At 34.4% G+C, this 17,717-nt stretch carries 17 protein-coding genes; all 17 read left to right on the top strand.

Annotated elements, in window-relative coordinates; translation table 11 throughout:
* Window positions 1-8 precede the first annotated feature (8 nt).
* Window positions 9-728 (top strand): HisA/HisF-related TIM barrel protein, encoded by a 720-nt coding sequence (locus MU515_RS08905; protein ID WP_260260069.1) that lies wholly within the window; start codon window positions 9-11, stop codon window positions 726-728.
* Entirely contained in the window at window positions 709-1,896 is a 1,188-nt protein-coding gene (locus tag MU515_RS08900; protein ID WP_260260068.1) for an N-acetyl sugar amidotransferase, read from the top strand. The genes MU515_RS08905 and MU515_RS08900 overlap by 20 nt, the downstream gene beginning before the upstream one ends.
* Window positions 1,897-2,250: 354 nt before the next feature.
* Window positions 2,251-3,810 (top strand): hypothetical protein, encoded by a 1,560-nt coding sequence (locus MU515_RS08895; RefSeq protein WP_260260067.1) that lies wholly within the window; start codon window positions 2,251-2,253, stop codon window positions 3,808-3,810.
* An 81-nt stretch (window positions 3,811-3,891) separates the two neighbouring features.
* A complete protein-coding gene (locus MU515_RS08890; protein ID WP_260260066.1) occupies window positions 3,892-5,517 on the top strand; it encodes an aldolase catalytic domain-containing protein in 1,626 nt (541 codons plus the stop codon).
* 7 nt (window positions 5,518-5,524) lie between these two features.
* Window positions 5,525-6,262, top strand: coding sequence for a 3-deoxy-manno-octulosonate cytidylyltransferase (locus MU515_RS08885; RefSeq protein WP_260260065.1), 738 nt, complete (start codon window positions 5,525-5,527; stop codon window positions 6,260-6,262).
* Window positions 6,249-6,911: an HAD family hydrolase gene (locus tag MU515_RS08880; protein ID WP_260260064.1), complete on the top strand. Its 663-nt coding sequence runs from the start codon at window positions 6,249-6,251 to the stop codon at window positions 6,909-6,911. Before MU515_RS08885 ends, MU515_RS08880 begins: the two co-directional genes overlap by 14 nt.
* Window positions 6,904-7,671 (top strand): hypothetical protein, encoded by a 768-nt coding sequence (locus tag MU515_RS08875; protein WP_260260063.1) that lies wholly within the window; start codon window positions 6,904-6,906, stop codon window positions 7,669-7,671. Before MU515_RS08880 ends, MU515_RS08875 begins: the two co-directional genes overlap by 8 nt.
* A 15-nt stretch (window positions 7,672-7,686) precedes the next feature.
* A complete protein-coding gene (locus tag MU515_RS08870; protein WP_260260062.1) occupies window positions 7,687-9,231 on the top strand; it encodes a hypothetical protein in 1,545 nt (514 codons plus the stop codon).
* 539 nt (window positions 9,232-9,770) lie between these two features.
* On the top strand, window positions 9,771-10,541 hold the full coding sequence (gene rfbF, locus MU515_RS08865; protein ID WP_260260061.1) for a glucose-1-phosphate cytidylyltransferase: 771 nt from the start codon (window positions 9,771-9,773) through the stop codon (window positions 10,539-10,541).
* Between the two features lie 6 nt (window positions 10,542-10,547).
* Window positions 10,548-11,648, top strand: a complete 1,101-nt coding sequence (rfbG, locus tag MU515_RS08860; RefSeq protein ID WP_260260060.1) for a CDP-glucose 4,6-dehydratase — start codon at window positions 10,548-10,550, stop codon at window positions 11,646-11,648.
* Entirely contained in the window at window positions 11,648-12,082 is a 435-nt protein-coding gene (locus MU515_RS08855; protein ID WP_260260059.1) for a dTDP-4-dehydrorhamnose 3,5-epimerase family protein, read from the top strand. The genes rfbG and MU515_RS08855 overlap by 1 nt, the downstream gene beginning before the upstream one ends.
* Window positions 12,082-12,942, top strand: coding sequence for an SDR family oxidoreductase (locus MU515_RS08850; RefSeq protein ID WP_260260058.1), 861 nt, complete (start codon window positions 12,082-12,084; stop codon window positions 12,940-12,942). The genes MU515_RS08855 and MU515_RS08850 overlap by 1 nt, the downstream gene beginning before the upstream one ends.
* 25 nt (window positions 12,943-12,967) lie before the next feature.
* Complete coding sequence (locus MU515_RS08845) at window positions 12,968-13,699, top strand: glycosyltransferase family 2 protein (RefSeq protein ID WP_260260057.1); 732 nt, start codon at window positions 12,968-12,970, stop codon at window positions 13,697-13,699.
* 198 nt (window positions 13,700-13,897) lie between these two features.
* Window positions 13,898-14,785, top strand: a complete 888-nt coding sequence (locus MU515_RS08840) for a hypothetical protein (RefSeq protein ID WP_260260056.1) — start codon at window positions 13,898-13,900, stop codon at window positions 14,783-14,785.
* A 336-nt stretch (window positions 14,786-15,121) separates the two neighbouring features.
* Window positions 15,122-16,216 (top strand): glycosyltransferase family 4 protein, encoded by a 1,095-nt coding sequence (locus MU515_RS08835; protein WP_260260055.1) that lies wholly within the window; start codon window positions 15,122-15,124, stop codon window positions 16,214-16,216.
* An 8-nt stretch (window positions 16,217-16,224) separates the two neighbouring features.
* The gene (locus MU515_RS08830) at window positions 16,225-17,145 is read left to right on the top strand and encodes an NAD-dependent epimerase/dehydratase family protein (RefSeq protein WP_260260054.1); all 921 of its coding nucleotides are present in this window, start codon (window positions 16,225-16,227) and stop codon (window positions 17,143-17,145) included.
* Window positions 17,142-17,690, top strand: a complete 549-nt coding sequence (locus tag MU515_RS08825) for a sugar transferase (protein WP_260260053.1) — start codon at window positions 17,142-17,144, stop codon at window positions 17,688-17,690. Before MU515_RS08830 ends, MU515_RS08825 begins: the two co-directional genes overlap by 4 nt.
* Window positions 17,691-17,717: the final 27 nt, after the last annotated feature.

Below are 17,717 nucleotides of genomic sequence, written 5' to 3'. Positions count from 1 at the left end.
GAATGAATATGCGAGTTGGTTCTACCGTATTATTGCAAGCCCAGCGTTGCGTGCAGTCGTACCATTGGAGTGTTTTGCGTCCACTGGGCGATTTACAAAGTGTGTTGGATTCACTGGAGGAATATCAATGTGATGAAGTCGCAATAATTCGTCCTGTGAGAGACCAAGATACGTTTGCTCAGTTTGAAGCAGACATTCAAGTATTACATCGGTTGAAGACGATGACGCCAATTAGTTTTGGTGGAGGAATTCGGTCGTTTAAACATCTGGCTTTATTGAATGATTTACCCGTTGAACGGTTGGTTTTCTCTTCAGCATTCTTAGCTAAAGATCATACGTTATTGGATGAAGCTAAGAACCTTTTTGGTCATCAGGCGATTCAATGCTTGCTCCCAATAAGAACACTCAATGGAAGCCTTGAAGTGTTCTGTTCCGAAAAATCGACCTTTGTTACCATTAATGATATAGATTTTTCTTTTATTCAATCTTACGCGAATGAGATTATATTGTTCGATGTTGCCTCTGAAGGTGAACATAACCAATTTGATTTTGAGTTATTGTCAGCGCTACCAATTGAAAATAGCAAACTCATCGTGAGTGGTGGTATTGGTCACGAGTCGGTGAGAGCAGCAAGCGAGAAAGGTCTTGCTTCTGTATTGATTGATAACAAAGTCTTACATAAAGAATATTCGATTACGAGCTATAAACATGCTTTCAAATTGTCCTAAATGTCACTATCCTCTTACTCACCCATTTGGGCTCACAATCAATGAACGAGAGTGTTCAGGGTGTTTGACTCATAAAGAAAAAGATCAGATCAATTGGGATGACAAAGCGAATGAACTTGACCTTATATTAGGTCGATTTAAAAAACAACGTAGTCGTTATGACTGCGTTGTTCCTGTTGTTGGTGATGCTGAAGATTATTATACCTTGAGTAAAGTGTTGGGCGTAGGTTTGTCTCCTTTAGTCGTTTGTGTAAATGATTACTTCAAAAATGACATTGGTTGGAATAACCTTCACAACTTGATGACTCATTTTGATGTCGACTCTTTCGTGTTTAATCCAGATATGCGGGTATACAAAGACCTTGTTCGTACATCACTTCGTAAGTTTGACCATATAATGCTGCCCTTCTTGCAGTTACACACAGCTTTTCCTGTGCATGTCGCCTATGAACGGAAAATCCCACTCATTATCTGGGGACAAAATCAAGCCGTCGAGCAAGTAGGAAAGTTCTCACATCATGATGCAGCAGAAATGAGCCGCTGGAATCGCCGAGAGCACGACTTGTTTAATGTAGAAGCTGGGCATCTAATTGGTAACGGAGCGCAGGTTGATGAGCGCGATTTGAACTATTATCGTTATCCAGAAGTAAGCTCCATTGCTCGTCGAGGAGTCAGAGGGCTCTACTTGAGTAACTATATGCGCTGGGATCCAATTGCACAAAATCAAGCGATGACTAAGTTTGGTTTTATTCCAGAAACAAATACTGCAACTTTCGATATCTATGAGCGTGCTGGGAGTTCGGTATATTATCAATTTCATGATTTACTGAAAATGAAGCGCATTGGCTATCGTAAGGTAAATGATCATGTGGCAAGGGAGATTCGCCACGGGCGTCTAACCAGTATAGAAGGCCAAGTATTACTATCTCACTATAATGGAAGTAGAGTCTACATTAAGCCGTTTTTTGATTGGTTGGGGGTTACAAAGAGTGGGTATGATTGGTTTAAAATGCATAGACTCAGCAATTATTTGGACTTTATCAATGAAACTAATACTTTGGATGAGACTTCTACTCCTATCCTATCTGATGCACTAAAAAGAAAGCTATTTGAATCAAAAGTATCAGAAAGGCAATTTGTTACCTTTGGCAAAGGGTTGTATATCTAGGTTGAAATCTTGTTTAAGAGTGATTTTTCTTGTCCAAGTTCTTGCTATTGGCTTTCTTTGAGTAAATTTTTAACGAAACTCGATGGTCTAGTTTATCTAGACTACAACTTTAAGCGGTGTTTCCTTGAGATAGACTATAAAGCGTATTTTCCGGAATGTTTAGGTTAAAAAATACACATTAGTTATGTGGTAAGGTTTTTTATATGAAAATGCTAGAGCTTAGTTTGTGACTATCTGATAAATAACATCGTTAGTTGGTCATGAATAATAGTTGACTTATTAAGGTTACTGGAATTTTACAGAAAGTGTCGTTCGGTTATTAACCTGTATTATATATGTGGAATTACTAAAAATATGAATATTGAACATGATGAACTGGATATAGATGGTTTATCAAATAATGAATACTGGAAGGGAACCCAAAGTATTTATCGTGATAATAAACATTGTTTTGACTCATTGTCTGAAAATTTGGTAAAAAAATACGGATTTGAACGTAAATTGTCAAGAGATTCAGTTTTGTATGAAATAATGAGCGTTCAGTATAAAAATAACAAGAATCTTTTTGACGTTAACATTTTAGTTTGGTCATTAATATATCTGATGGTATTTTTATTTATACTCGTTTCTGGCCTGTTTTCTTTATGCTTTTCTTTTTTTAGTAAAAAATCGCATACGGAAGTTATTTACGAAGAAATGTGGCCCACAAAAAGCTTGTATAATAGATTTTACGAATATATTGACGTGAAAATCAGTTCAGAGAATATCAGGAGAACTGTTCTTCTTATCTCGCCTGGAATTAATTTTATAAATGAAAAAATTCAAAGCTGGAAAGGTCCAGTAATAAATAGAAGATACTCAGGGTTAGTCTTCAACTTTAGAATATCTTTTCGTGTTTTTTTCTGCGATCTTCTTTACTTATTTAGTTTGATAAAGTTATCAAAAATAAATAAAGTTAACTATATTTACATCTACCTTAGATTGTTACGTAAATTACTGACCTATTATTCTCAAAGCCATGATATTAAGGCGAGAGTATTGATTTCTGCCAGTGACTACTATTGGAATCCTATAAAATACCATATGTATAAGAGGAATATTAATAAAATAATCCTATTGCAGCATAATCATTGTGATGATTACCTACATGTTAGAATGTTTCAATATTGTGATTATTACTATGCTCATTCTCAGCAATCAATTAATAAACATGCGCTTTGTGGAAGTGCTAAGTTTTTTAACGTTGGTAGTTTTCAGTTGATTCCATATATGGTTGAAAATAAATGGAATGACAATGACAATGACAATGACAATGACAATGACAATGATATTGTCTTTGTTAGCCAAACTGTATTCGATAACTTAGTTTCAAATTGTAAGGAACTTGATCAGGGGAAACTTCAGGATTCTTATAAAACCTTGGTCGATAACTTCTACAATTATCTTAAAAAAAATCCAAGTGTTAAAGCTGTTTACATGTCGAAGACAGGATATGGAGATAATCAACCAACAGTAGATGATAGAAAAACCTTTGAAGGTATTAATAATATAAAATTTGTTGAAACTAATGGAAAAGAAACATTTAAGTTTATTTCATCTAGCAAAGTTGTAATTAACATGTACTCTACTGTAGGTTTTGAAAGTTATGGTCTTAATAAAAGAGTTCTATGGATAAATTATAATGGATGTTGTGATGTGTTTAATTTTAATACAGACGATGAAGATATACATGTAATGACTTCGAATACAGATTATGATGCTTTTGAGGATAGATTGAATTTACTGCTATCTGAAAGCGATATTTTAGATGTTCATTATGGAAAATTAAAACAAAAGTATATGAATGTATGTAAAAGCCCTGCGAATATAGTTGCTTCCCAAATAGAGAGTATACTAAAAGATGACCACGTTTAGTTTTTGGAAATGTAATTCATTGCTGTTGGACTTACCTTCCTGTCAAAAATATTATCAGTATGAAAAGTTAAGGATGTTAAAATGAATAAACATATAAAAGTTTTGGATTGTACTCTACGCGATGGTGGCTATTATAATAATTGGGATTTTGATACGGAAGTTGTCATCGATTATTTGAATGCGGTCGCAAATGCTAATATCGATTATGTTGAATTAGGTTTGCGTAATTTCGCACAAACAGGTTTTCATGGGGCATTTGCTTACACTACTGAAGATTACCTTAATCAAATTGAACTACCCCAAGGGCCAGTTTACGGTGTAATGGTTGATGCAAAGACAATTTTAGAATCTGATTTAGGAATAAATAAAGCTGTAGATGAATTGTTCATTGATGCTGAAATGAGCAAAATCGGTTTAGTCAGAGTTGCAGCGCATTTTCATGAAGTGATAGCGTCAGAAAGAATAGTAAAAAGATTAAGAGAAAAAGGTTATTTAGTTGGGTTTAATATGATGCAAGCTGGTGGGAAGCCTGATGCACTAATCTCTGAAATGTCCTTTGTTGTAAATGGATGGGACTGCGTAGATACATTATATTTTGCTGACTCACTGGGTAATATGGATAGCGATGAAGTAAAAAGAATCGTAAAAGCTATTAAGGTATCATGGGAAGGAGATATTGGGATCCATACTCATAATAATATGGCAAAAGCTTTAGACAATACAATTACAGCTAAAAATTCTGGAGTTAATTGGCTTGATGTAACTATTACCGGTATGGGTAGAGGTGCTGGTAACGCTCAAACAGAAAACTTATTAGCTATTCTAGCTAAAACAGATGATAAATATAATCCGGAAATGGTTTATGAGCTAGTTATTAAGCATTTTGAACCAATGCAAAAAGAGTCAGGGTGGGGATCTAATTTAGCTTACTTCCTAGGTGCTCAGTATGATATTCATCCCACGTATATCCAAAATTTGTTGTCAAACCCCGAACATGAAAGTAGCGAAATTGTTAATGCAATAAAGTATTTAAGTGATCTTGAAGGGACATCATCCTATAGCGGCGAGATTTTAAATAATGCTATTTCATTCTCAGGTACTTCAGAACAAGTTTCAGGGGAGAAAGATCTCGTTGGTAGATTTAGTAGTAGGGAAGTATTGGTTCTTGCAAACGGTCCTAGCTTGGAAAAATATGCTAAAGATATTTCACGTTATATAAATAAGAATAATCCAATAGTTCTTGCTGTTAATATTGTTACAGCGATTCCCGAAGATTTGATTGATTTCTATTGTATTTCTCATAACGCCAAATTCATCTCTCAGCGCACGTATTACAAAAACTTAAATAAACCTATTATTGCTCCTTTACACAGATTCACCACAGAAGAAAAGTCTATTTTATCTGGCTCGACGAATGTTTTAGATTATGGATTCGAAGTCGTTGCAAATAAATTCGATGTAATGGATAAATATTGTCAACTTCCGTATGAAGTTACACTCGCATATGCTTTAGCAATTGCAAAAGTAGCAGATGCGGATTCCATATCTCTGGTTGGTGTTGATGGATATAACGCATCTGACAATCGACAGTTAGAAATGATAGAGGTATTGAATTCTTACAAAAAATCATATGAGTTGGTTGAGCTCAATGCGTTAACTCCGACAACTTATCCAATTTCTCAAAAATCTATTTTTGCACCGAAATAGGATAAATATGAAAAAAACAGACTACATAATTGTAATACCTGCAAGATATAAATCTTCGCGTTTCCCGGGAAAGCCATTAGTTGAAATTAATGGCAAGAGTATGATTGAACGAGTTTGGCTGCGCTGTTGTCTCGCTGTTGACAAGTCAATTGTATTTGTAGCTACAGATGATCAAAGGATTTTCAGCCATTGTAAGGACAAGGGAATTCAAGTCATTATGACTTCGGAAGATTGTTTGACTGGTACTGACAGGGTTTTTGAGGTTTCCAAACACATAGATGCGACTACCTATATCAATGTTCAAGGTGATGAACCTTTATTAGATCCGCAAGATATTATTGATGTAATAGAGCTAGCAAAGAAAAATGATAGCGATGTTATAAATGCAATGTGCAAAATAACAGATGAAAATGATTTCAGAAGCTCTACTATTCCCAAAGTAGTAACGAGGCCTGATGGACGTTTGTTATACATGAGTCGTGGAGCAATCCCTACGTCTAAAAACTTAGATTTTCACGCTGCTTATAAGCAGGTTTGTATCTATGCATTTCCCAAAAAAAGTCTTCAAGATTTTTCATCGGTGAAAGGAAAAACGCCTTTAGAAAGTATTGAAGATATTGAGATTCTTAGATTTCTAGAGTTAGGTTATGAAATTAACATGCTCGAAGTTTCATCATCATCTATTGCTGTCGATGTTCCTGAGGATGTAACCCGAGTAGAGCGAGAGCTAAATGAAGTTGAATAAATCATACTCTTTTGCAGTTTTTGATTGTGACGGTGTTATTTTAGATTCTAATAAAGCTAAATCAGAAGCATTTGCGTCAGCTTTGTTGGGAGAAGATGAAAAATTAATTAACGAATTTATCGATTATCATAAGAGTAATGGGGGTATATCGAGGTATATAAAATTTGAACATTTTTTTAAGAATATAAAGAATCAAAAATCCTATAAATCAGAGCTTGAAGAGTCTTTAGTTCGTTATGCTGAACTGAGTAAGCAAGCTCTTTTGGAATGTGAAGTGATTCCTGGCATAACAAGGGTGCTTAGTGAACTCAATCATTTAGATATACCTTGTTATGTAGTCTCCGGTGGTGATGAGAATGAATTGCGTGAAGTGTTTAACTTAAGAGGTTTAAGTGCTTACTTTTCGGGGGTATTTGGAAGTCCTCTTTCGAAGGTAGATAATTTAGATATTTTGGAAAAATCAGGAAAGCTGATTGGAAGCGGAATTTTCTTTGGGGACGCACGTAGTGATATGGAAGCAGCTGAACGATATAACTTAGATTTTATGTTTATCTCAGGTGCATCTGAATGGCATAGTGCTCTCGACTATATAGAGAAGAAGGGTTTAGATTTTATCACTAATTTTACGGAATTAGATGTAAATGCATGATGTAACGAAACTTTTGAAGTTTGGTCCTGGTGAAGTTAGTAATTCGGAATCAAATGTTAGTATTTGTTCTTCAAGTTCATTGAAAGAAAACTATGATTGGTTGATTTTTTTGGATAGTAGAGGATTGGAGAGGGATTGTTCTAGGCATGAAACATGGTTAATGAAATTGTGTGGGTTGTTATCGGACTATAAGATTTCTTATTTGGTAATATCTAGACCTAAGAATATTACTACTTTTCCGACATTGATTAATTTTTTGAGCCTAAACAAATTTCGTTTTAAGAACCTAATTACTAATCTCGGATTTGTAGACTGCACGCCTAAGAAATCGTGTTTTGTCCACGACATTAATGATCAGATTAAGCCGTTTTACTTCGATAAGCTTCCCTTGTTAGATTTGAATGACGCAATCATGTCTGGAAATGAACGTATTGATCTATATACATTAAGGTACAATGATGAATATTTATCTTATTTATCATGTGTTTTAAAAAATAATTTTGATAGTAGTTACCTAATTACAACTCCAATTGTTGATCAAAGTGTACAGTTTCCTCGAAAAAGGCCTTTGTCATTTTATAACCAGATTGGAAAATCAAATGAAATAATAAGTGTAATAGCTGAGAAATCTTCATCATACATTATTGACACAAATGGCTTAGATATAGGCACATTTGACGGTGTTCATTATACAAAGTCTGATCATAGGAAAATATATATTAAGGTTTTGAATGAACTAAATAATGTACAAGCTCTTTAGACAGGAGTAAGTAGTGTGAAATATGACTATTATATATCAAAAGATTTAAAGAGTTCTATCGATGATATAGATTATGCTCTAGATGAAATTAATAAAGTCTGCTATGCAGATAAAGATTTTATTTCAAATGGAGTTTTAAGTAAGAATTTGTATCTAAATGAATTATTAGAAAAATATTATAAAAATAAAAATAAAAATAAAAATAAAAATAAAAATAAAAATAATGCTGGAAAAGGTTTTTTCTACTTTGTTTTTTACTCGATAATATACTACGGCAAAAGTTTTTGTCTGATTACCTTGTGGTTATTGAGTAAGGTAGCATTTTTTTTGTCTGGATATAAGAGTAAAAACTTAGGAAAAGAGAATATTAACGTCGTAGACACCTTCATTTCTAAGAAACATCTTAAAGACTACGCAACAGACGTCCATTGCTTCCCCGGCATAGATAGGATTTTAAAAGAAAAAGGGTTAACATTCAGTTTCTTCCCTGTTTTGTATGATTTACGTTCTCCATTTGACACGTACAGAGTTTTAAGTTTACTTAAGAAAAGTGCCAACGATTTTATTTTCGAATATGAAGTTTTGAGTGTGATAGATATTATATATATAATCATGCACATACTTAGATATCCATTTAAGATATACCGACTTTCCCTTGAGGTTGAATCTAAATCCAGCATTTCATCTGTTTATGGTCTTATTAGTCAAGAGTTGATATCAAGTATTGTTCAACCTACGTTCATTTCATATGCTAGATATTTGGCTGGTTACAGGCTTAACCAAGCTTGTCATGGTATTTGTTTGTTCTCTTGGGGAGAGGGACAATCATTGCATAAATTATTTTATGCTGGCATAAATAAATCCAGCAATAAATCTAAAATTATCTGTGCTCAGTTGTTTGTTAAGTATCCTCAATGGATATCAACTAATATTTCTGCTAACGAAGTTAATTTTCGTATTAGTCCTGATTTTATCTTGTGTAATGGAACTTTTGATTTAAACATTCCAAGCGTAGTTGAAAAAAAACTCGGGTTATCATTAAGATATCTGCACATTTTTAAAGAAGAAGTTGTCATCACTACTAATGGTAATACGATTGCGTTGTTGAGTTATTTGGAAAGTGTTTCTTTATCAATCTTAAATATAGCGATTGGAGTTTTTGATATTCGTCCTCACCCAGTTTTAAAACTTGATAATATCCTATCAGATAACATTAATAAGTATCGAATTTGTGAAGGTGAACTTTTTGAAGTGTTGAAAAATTTCGATGTTATCGTTAGTTCTTGTAGTGGAGTCATAGTCGAAGCAATATGTTTGGGTAAATCGGTGATTCTAGTGGAAGACCTCGGTGGGGTAGCATCAAATCCTTTAATTAACTTAGGGAAAGGGATTATTTGGGATGTTGTTAGTCATCCTAAAGAATTTGATAGTGTTAAAAATAATTTGCTTGCAAATAGAATTAAACATCCCACAGAAATACGTAATTTAGCTTATGAGTATCGAAGACTATATTTTACTAACTCAAACGACCAGTTTATTAAATATTTCAATCAAACATGATTGTTTTTACTAAAATTAAAAGTTCAATATCCTAAATACTGATTGTTTATTCATAAACTTAGCGTTTTGGAAAGTTTTACCTATGACTAGTAACTGGTTGAGATTAAGCGTTTAAGATCAAGCCCGGGTAGTAGCACTACTGGCGTAGGTCGCCCTTTTTAACTAGCTCTGCGTATTGTCGTTTTTCACGTAGCTTATCTTTTAACTTCTAAACCAAAATCACGATAACATCGAGGGAAGAGCGATCGCGTAGTTCTGCAATAATAAGCATTATTATACACTATTTCTTAGGGTTTGGATGCACTTTACATGCTTGTTCTGATATAATTCAGGGTATTTTGTCATACTGCTACTTTAAAGCAGCGAGAGCTATTTTGTCATACCCAAGCTTACGTTTTCAGATGTAGCGAATTATAGGTGTATCTGAAAGGGGCAGTGATTCGTTTGGCAGGTTCTCTCACAAGATGAGTTCAAGATAGTCAGCTGTTTTTAGTCAAAATTACACTTGGTTGTCGATTATATATAACAAGGAAATTTTTATGAAAGTGTTGCTACTTGCAGGCGGTTTCGGTACGCGTATTAGTGAAGAGACTGACGTCCGTCCGAAGCCTATGGTAGAAATTGGAGGTAAGCCAATTCTATGGCACATAATGAAAATGTACTCACAACATGGTTTCAATGAATTCGTAGTTCTGCTTGGATACAAGGGATATTACATTAAAGAGTATTTTGCAAATTATTTTCTACATCAAAGCGATGTGACCATTGACTTGTCAACGAATGAAATGAAAATTCATAAAAATACTTCTGAGCCTTGGAGTGTGACGTTATTGGACACCGGTTTGCACACTATGACTGGGGGCAGGGTTAAGCGAGCCCAAGATATTATTGGCAATGAATCGTTTATGTTGACGTATGGAGATGGCGTATCTGATGTTGATATATCAGATCTGGTAAACTTTCATAACTCTCATGGCAAAGCTATTACTATGACTTCAGTCCAACCAGATGGCCGTTTTGGAGCTCTAGAGCTTGATGGTGTTAATGTGACCAATTTCCTTGAGAAACCTAAAGGTGACGGAGCCTGGATCAACGGTGGTTTCTTTGTTTGTGAGGCCAAAGTTTTTGACTATATTAAAGACGGTGACGAGACGGTTTTTGAACAAAGTCCTTTACAAAACCTATCACTTGATGGTGAGTTAATGGCTTATAAGCATCAAGGCTTTTGGAAATGTATGGATTCGTTGAATGACAAAAAACAACTCAATGAAATGTTAGAAAATGGTAAAGCTCTTTGGAAGTCATGGTGATTAAGAATGTTTAGTGATGTTTACAAAGGTAAAAAAGTCCTGATTACTGGTCACACAGGGTTTAAGGGAGCTTGGTTGACAACTTGGTTACTTGATCTTGGGGCAGAGGTTTGTGGAATCTCAAAAGATATACCAACGCAACCTTCAATGTTTGAAGTGCTAGATCTTGAAAGTAGTATTCAGCACCATATCGCTGATGTACGAAATCTTGAAGAAATACGAAAAATAATACTAGACTTTAAGCCTGATTTTCTTTTCCACCTAGCGGCTCAGCCAATAGTATCACTTTCTTACTCAAACCCACTTGACACAATTTCAACTAACGTTTTGGGAACTGCGAATATTCTTGAAGCGCTTAGGAGTGTAGAGCATCGATGTAACGCGGTTATAGTCACGAGTGATAAGTGTTACGAAAACGTCGAATGGGTTTGGGGTTATAAAGAAACAGACCATATGGGTGGTAAGGATATTTATAGCGGGTCAAAAGGGGCCGCGGAGATTATATTCCACGCATATCAGGAGTCATTTTTTAAAAATTCTAGTGATCAAGTACGTTTAGCTACGGGCCGAGCTGGTAACGTAATTGGGGGCGGCGATTGGGCTAGTGATCGTATTGTCGCTGATTGTATGAGGGCTTGGAGTAACAATCAACGAGTGGAGATTCGTTGCCCGGACGCAACGAGACCTTGGCAACACGTTTTAGAACCATTAAGTGGTTATCTGACTCTTGGGCAAGGTTTGGTTGATGACTCTAGTAATCATGGAGAACAATACAATTTTGGGCCAAGAGCTGAGCAAAATCATACTGTAAAGAATCTATTATCTGATTTAAGTAGCTATTGGGATTTTAAGAAGTTAAATGATGCGTATGTTGTAACTGACAATATTCCTTTTCATGAAGCCGGGTTGCTAAAATTAAATTGTGATAAGGCGCTTTTTAGGCTGAAATGGGAAGCAAATCTTAATTATGAACAGTGTATAAGGTTCGTAAGTGAATGGTATTATGAGTTTTATCAAGGTCGTAAGGATATGAGGGAGTTCACCTTGCGTCAGATTAAAGAATATCAAGATAAGGCAGAAAATAAGAAATTGGTTTGGAGTAAATAATGCTAGACGGAGTTTTTATCACTCATTTAAAACGTATTTACCACGAACAAGGAGATATTTATCATGCGATTAAGCGCTCAGAAGATAGTTTTTCTTCTTTTGGAGAGGCTTATTTTTCTACAGTTAATTTTCTAGATGTTAAAGGTTGGAAAAAGCATCAGGAAATGGTGATGAATATTGTAGTTCCAGTAGGTTCAATTAAATTCGTGTTGTTTGATGATCGCCCTGAAAGTAATACAAAGAATAATTATTTTGAAATTGTAATTTCTGCTAGTAATTACGTTAGATTAACCGTCCCTCCAGGCATATGGATGGCTTTTCAAGGTATAACTCCAAAGCAAAATTTATTGTTGAATATAGCAAGTATTGAGCATGATCCTCGTGAAGCTATTTCGGTTCCATTAAATGAGATTTGTTACAATTGGGAAGGATAATGAGAGTTCTAATCACGGGGGCTAATGGACTTTTAGGCTCAGAGTTTGTGAAATATTGTTCAAATAGTGGATTTAAGATAAAGACAGTTTCTTATAATGAGTTGTGCAAAGAGTATACTTACTTAAGTTTTATTTTTGAAAGTTTTAAGCCAAATATTGTTTTACATTGTGCTGCAAATACGAATGTCGAATGGTGTGAAACTAATGAACTCGATTGTTTCAGGGATAATGTATTAATAACTGAAAAATTGTGCAATTTAAGCTATTCATATAATTGTAAACTGGTTTTCTTTAGTAGTACGGGGATCTATGGAAATGAAGACCACAGCCCATATACCGAGTTTAAATTGCCTAATCCCACTACTGTACACCACAGAAGTAAGTTTATGGCTGAAAAAAAGGTTCAAAGTTTAGTTCCTAATCATTTGATTCTCCGAGTTGGTTGGCTATTTGGTGGCAATCCCTGTTCGAAGAAGAATTTTGTTATCAATAGAATTAATGATTTTAACCATGCTGCTGGTGATATTTCAGCTAATAGCGAACAGTATGGATGTCCTACCTATGTTTTAGATGTAGTCAATGTAACTTTTAGCTTAATTAAAATTAGTGCATCAGGGCTATTTAACTGTGTTAGTTTGGGTTTTGCTTCAAGGTTTGATTATGTAAATGAAATCGGAAAGGTAATAAAATTCCGTCATAATGTAAAGCCGGTTAGTTCATCATCATTTTCTCGGGTTGCGAGAGTATCAAATAATGAGATGGCTATCAACGAAAAGCTTAATAGTTATGGTATAAAACTTGATGTTACATGGCAAGTTAGGTTACGAGAGTATATAGAAAGTGTGTATAATAAAAAATAATAGCGAACCTAAGATTTCAATTATAATGAACTGTTTTAATGGTGCCAAATACCTGCGTGGTGCTATTGATAGCATATTTCAACAAACTTATGAAAACTGGGAAATTATATTTATAGATAATTGCTCAACCGATCAAAGTGCGGAAATTGCTATATCTTATGGAGAGAAAATAAAATATCATAAAACCGCTAAAAACATTCCTTTGTATGCAGCTCGAAATTTTGCATTAGATTTCGTTACTGGAGAGTTTGTTGCATTCTTGGATGTTGATGATCTATGGTTAGAAGATAAACTGGAAAAGCAAATTGCTTTGTTTAATGATCCTAGTATTGGTTTTGTTTTTACAGGAGTTGATTATATAACAGATAGAGGTGATAAAATTAATCGGTCGCATCCTCCTATGAAGCGTGGGGATATAACGCAGTCATTATTGTTAAGAAATTTTATTGCAATATCTTCGTCTATGGTTCGTGCTTCTATTTTTGAAAGAAATCGTTTTGTTAGTGAGTATAACCTATTGGGTGACCATAATTTTTGGCTCGCTATCTCTATGTTTACTCGCGCTGATTTTGTTTCAGAAAAATTATTTATCTGTAGAATTCATCAAGATAGTACAACGAATAAAAACAAAGGAAAGTGGATAATTGAAATGAGAAAACAATACAAGGATTTTATTAAATTGAATGGATTTAAATACCCCAATATATTTATATACATTTTTAAATGTGAACTGGGTAATTTGATAGGCCGGTATTGATATTTAGTATGTTGCTAGATATATTTTTAATATAACTTTCGATCTTTTATGTTCAACTTCTTTCTATACTTAGGTATGTTTAGTTCTTTTGTCAGCCCTTTTGGTATGCTGAGTTATCTCTGTGGGCTTAGGATATGCAGAGCAAAGTTCGGTCTAATTGATTCGCTATTTATATTATTTCTTATTACTATGTTCTTAGTGAACATTTTTATCTCTGATATTTTTTTGTTAGTCACCACATTTCGTTTTTATTTTGGATTTATGTGTTTTTATATTTATTTTAAATCCGGAGTATATTTCCCTATAAAAAAGATATTGTTGTTATTAATTTTTCTTGTGCCTCTTGAAGCTGTATTAATAAATACAGTCATTTCTCCATTTAGTATGCCTAATTTTCCTAGCGAAGATGCGTATAGCCATTTTAATTTATATGGATATCAACGCCCTTATTCTTTTGGCGGTAACGCATCGGTATCTAGCAGTATTTTTGTAGTTTTGTTAAGTATGGTTTCTCTTTCAAGTTTCCGTAAATATGCTGCAATAGGTGTGGTTTTTATATTTTCTTCCGGAACAGGATTTATTAGCCTGATTGTTTCGTTTTTATTAAAAAGAATTAGATTGCTAGCCTTATTTTTTGTATTTATTCTTTCTCTTTTTGTTTTGTTTTATTCTGATATTATTTTTTTTGTAGACTCGTTAGGATTAAAGTTAAATTCTCAATATGTTAACTTTCTCATCGATTACAAATTAGGGCAGATTTATCATCATTTCGACGGGTTTAATCAGGTAGATTACTTTATTGGAAATTTAGAATCCATAAAAACTGGTTATGGAGGTGACTTTGCGTGGTTATATTTTTTAAAATCTTACGGAATTATTTCTTTTTGTTTTCTTATTTTTTTTGTTTTAAGTAAGGTAACTAAAGAAACAATAATTCCCATTATTATTTCGTTAATTGCTACATTCCATTATCCTGTGATTTTCTTTTTACCAGGACAAATTATATTGGGATATTTGTTAGCAGCTAAGTATAGGAATGTAAGTTCAATGTCGAATTTCAATAAAGGTGATTGCCATTTGAAGTGATTGCTATGAAAGGATATATAATTTAATTTCAGATGAAGATTTATGCTGGTTGATGTAAAATTATTTTCATTCGATTTTTCATATCCTATATTTTGGGCAATAAGTGTAACTGATGAATGGATATAATTTAGTTATAACTTCAAAACTCTAATTGTATTATTAAAGATTTTTTGAACTTCTAAGTATTACTGTTCTTCATACTGTCAAGGCGGTTTGATTCTTACAGTAGATTAAGGTGCCTATGAAGGTTTTATTTATAGTTAATTGTTCAAAGTTTTTCGAATCTCATTTTCTACACTTGGCAGTTGCTGTGAGGGATAAGGGATAAGGGGTTGTATGAAAATTATCCAATTAATAACTAGGTCGGATACCGTGGGCGGAGCTCAAAAGTATATTCTAGAAACGTCTGATAGATTTCAGCAAGATGGTCATGATGTTACGATAGTTGCTGGTGGATGTGGCGTGTTCACCAAGGAAGTTGAGAGAAGAAACATAAAATATATCAGTCTAGGCACTATTGTTCGGGATGTCTCTTTTTTCAATGACCTAAAAAGTGTATTCTCTTTTCGTAATCTTGTTAAATCCTCGGAACCTGACATAGTTATTATTCACTCGGCTAAAGCTGGTCTTATTGGAAGACTCGCACTAATTGGTGTTAACACTAAAGTCATATTTATTGCTCATGGTTGGTCGCATATTAGATCTTCAGGACCGATTGGTAAAAAGGTATATAGTTTTATTGAAAGTGCAATGTCATTATTTTGTGATAAGGTAATTTGTATTTCGAAGCAAGATTTTTATTTCGCCAATCAAAAATTAATGATACCAAAAAAGAAAATAAGCATCATATATAGTGGTGTTCGCGATCCATTGGTATGTGACAAATTGCCATATAATATTGATTATAATCTATTAACTGTCACCCGTTTTCAGCATCCTAAAGATTTTGGCACACTTTTGGCTGCAATGAATGAGGTTGATAAAGTTTGTTGTAATTGGAACATTACAGTTTTGGGAGATGGTGATCAGTTTGAATATTATAAGCATAGAACTGTAGAACTTGGGCTATCCCAAAAAATTAGGTTTTTGGGTTTTAAAGAAGAGCTGGGTGGATTTTATAAAGAGTGCGATTTGGTTCTGCTTATTTCCAAATCTGAGGGTTTACCCCTTTCTCTAATTGAGTCGATGTCTTATAGGAAGCCAATTGTAGCGTCAGATGTTGGTGGTGTTCGAGAATTAATTGAAGATGGAGTTACAGGTTATTTGGTTCCCCCGTCAGACTCTAAAGCGTTATCTCAGGTTATTTTTAATGTATTTTCTAAAACCAAGAGAGAACTTGCAGTTATGGGCGATAAATCTTATGAAAAGTACAGAACTGAGTTTAACTTCGAACAAATGATTAACAAGTTGTATGAACATTTTAAGTCTTAGGTTTTAGGATGAAAATTTTACTGACAGGGGCCACCGGCTTTATTGGCCAACAGTTCGCTTTGATGCATAGTGATTGCCGTTGTGTTGTTCGTAAAGGTGAGGGGTGTGAATTCGAAGATAAATTTATTGTCGATAGTATTAATGCCAATACGAATTGGTACGAGTGTTTTGATGGTGTCGATGCGATAGTACATTTGGCTGGTATTGCTCATAAAATTGGCATCTCAAGGGGAGATTACGTCAACGTCAACACGCAAGGAACTTTACGTCTGGCCAGTGAGGCTGCTAAATTTGGCGTAAAGAGAATTGTTTTTGTAAGTACAATCGGTGTTAATGGATTGCTTACACAGGTTGAACGATTTGCTCCTGATTCGATACCTAACCCGCATAATGATTATGCTCAATCTAAATACTATGCTGAACTGGGACTTAAAAAGATAGCGGAAAAAACGGGTCTTGAGGTCGTTATAGTGAGACCTACACTAGTTTATGGGCCTAGTGCCCCAGGGAATTTTGGATTGTTAACTAAATTAGTTAACAAGGCTCCATTTTTACCTTTTGGCATGGCGAAAAACCGAAGAGGTTTCATTGCAGTTCAAAACTTAGCAGATTTGTTAGTAACCTGTGCAACACATCCAAACGCCGCAGGACATACTTTTTTAGCGAGTGATGGCAAAATGGTTTCGACTAAACAATTAACTAACACTATTGCGGAAGGGTTAGGTAAAAAAGTAATTCAGCTCCCTTTACCAGTAAGTATAATGCGCTTTGCGGGTAAACTTACAGGTAAATCGACTATGATTGAGCAGCTATATGGCAACTTAGAAGTGGACTCTTCTAATATCAAAGAAGTTTTAGGTTGGACGCCTCCTTTAACAATGAAGCAAGCAATGGCAACTTTGTGTGACTCAGGAGTAAACAGTAAGTGATCCGTTTAATTGATTTCCTTGCAGCCTTTTTCGGTTTGCTTTTTTTACTGCCAGTATTACTCGTCGTTACCGTCATTGGTTTATTTGATACAGGCTCTCCGATCTTTGTTCAAGAACGAGTCGGGCGCAATAAGGAACCATTCAAACTAATTAAGTTTCGAACAATGTCATTGGAAACTAAATCTGTAGCAAGTCACCATGCTTGTCAGGCATCAATTACTAAGTTAGGCGCTTTCTTGCGTAAAACTAAGATTGATGAGTTACCACAGTTAATAAATGTTTTGAAAGGGGAAATGAGTCTCGTTGGGCCTCGTCCAAACTTGTTTAATCAAGAAGAGTTGATTTCAGTTCGCCAAGAGCTGGGTGTATATGATGTGTTACCGGGTATCACCGGCTTAGCTCAAGTTCAAAACATTGATATGTCTACTCCTGAGTTGTTGGCTCAAACTGACAAACAAATGATTGATTCTTTTACAATAGAAAACTACTTTAAATACATTATGATGACCGTTACAGGTAGTGGTTCCGGTGATGCAGTGAAGTAGGTTTCTACTCATTCAAAAACTATGATG

It is taken from the genome of Vibrio intestinalis, assembly GCF_025195085.2.
Lineage (GTDB): Bacteria > Pseudomonadota > Gammaproteobacteria > Enterobacterales > Vibrionaceae > Vibrio > Vibrio intestinalis.
This window is presented reverse-complemented; position numbering and strand designations above follow the sequence as displayed.

Excerpts from the sequence above, each read along its gene's own strand:
- MU515_RS08900 (WP_260260068.1), top strand. The coding sequence starts at position 709 with ATGCTTTCAAATTGTCCTAAATGTCACTATCCTCTTACTCACCCATTT.
- MU515_RS08850 (WP_260260058.1), top strand. The coding sequence starts at position 12,082 with ATGAGAGTTCTAATCACGGGGGCTAATGGACTTTTAGGCTCAGAGTTT.
- MU515_RS08890 (WP_260260066.1), top strand. The coding sequence starts at position 3,892 with ATGAATAAACATATAAAAGTTTTGGATTGTACTCTACGCGATGGTGGC.
- MU515_RS08880 (WP_260260064.1), top strand. The coding sequence starts at position 6,249 with ATGAAGTTGAATAAATCATACTCTTTTGCAGTTTTTGATTGTGACGGT.
- MU515_RS08885 (WP_260260065.1), top strand. The coding sequence starts at position 5,525 with ATGAAAAAAACAGACTACATAATTGTAATACCTGCAAGATATAAATCT.
- MU515_RS08830 (WP_260260054.1), top strand. The coding sequence starts at position 16,225 with ATGAAAATTTTACTGACAGGGGCCACCGGCTTTATTGGCCAACAGTTC.
- rfbG (WP_260260060.1), top strand. The coding sequence starts at position 10,548 with ATGTTTAGTGATGTTTACAAAGGTAAAAAAGTCCTGATTACTGGTCAC.
- MU515_RS08855 (WP_260260059.1), top strand. The coding sequence starts at position 11,648 with ATGCTAGACGGAGTTTTTATCACTCATTTAAAACGTATTTACCACGAA.
- MU515_RS08845 (WP_260260057.1), top strand. The coding sequence starts at position 12,968 with ATGAACTGTTTTAATGGTGCCAAATACCTGCGTGGTGCTATTGATAGC.
- MU515_RS08835 (WP_260260055.1), top strand. The coding sequence starts at position 15,122 with ATGAAAATTATCCAATTAATAACTAGGTCGGATACCGTGGGCGGAGCT.
- MU515_RS08875 (WP_260260063.1), top strand. The coding sequence starts at position 6,904 with ATGCATGATGTAACGAAACTTTTGAAGTTTGGTCCTGGTGAAGTTAGT.
- rfbF (WP_260260061.1), top strand. The coding sequence starts at position 9,771 with ATGAAAGTGTTGCTACTTGCAGGCGGTTTCGGTACGCGTATTAGTGAA.
- MU515_RS08905 (WP_260260069.1), top strand. The coding sequence starts at position 9 with ATGCGAGTTGGTTCTACCGTATTATTGCAAGCCCAGCGTTGCGTGCAG.
- MU515_RS08895 (WP_260260067.1), top strand. The coding sequence starts at position 2,251 with ATGAATATTGAACATGATGAACTGGATATAGATGGTTTATCAAATAAT.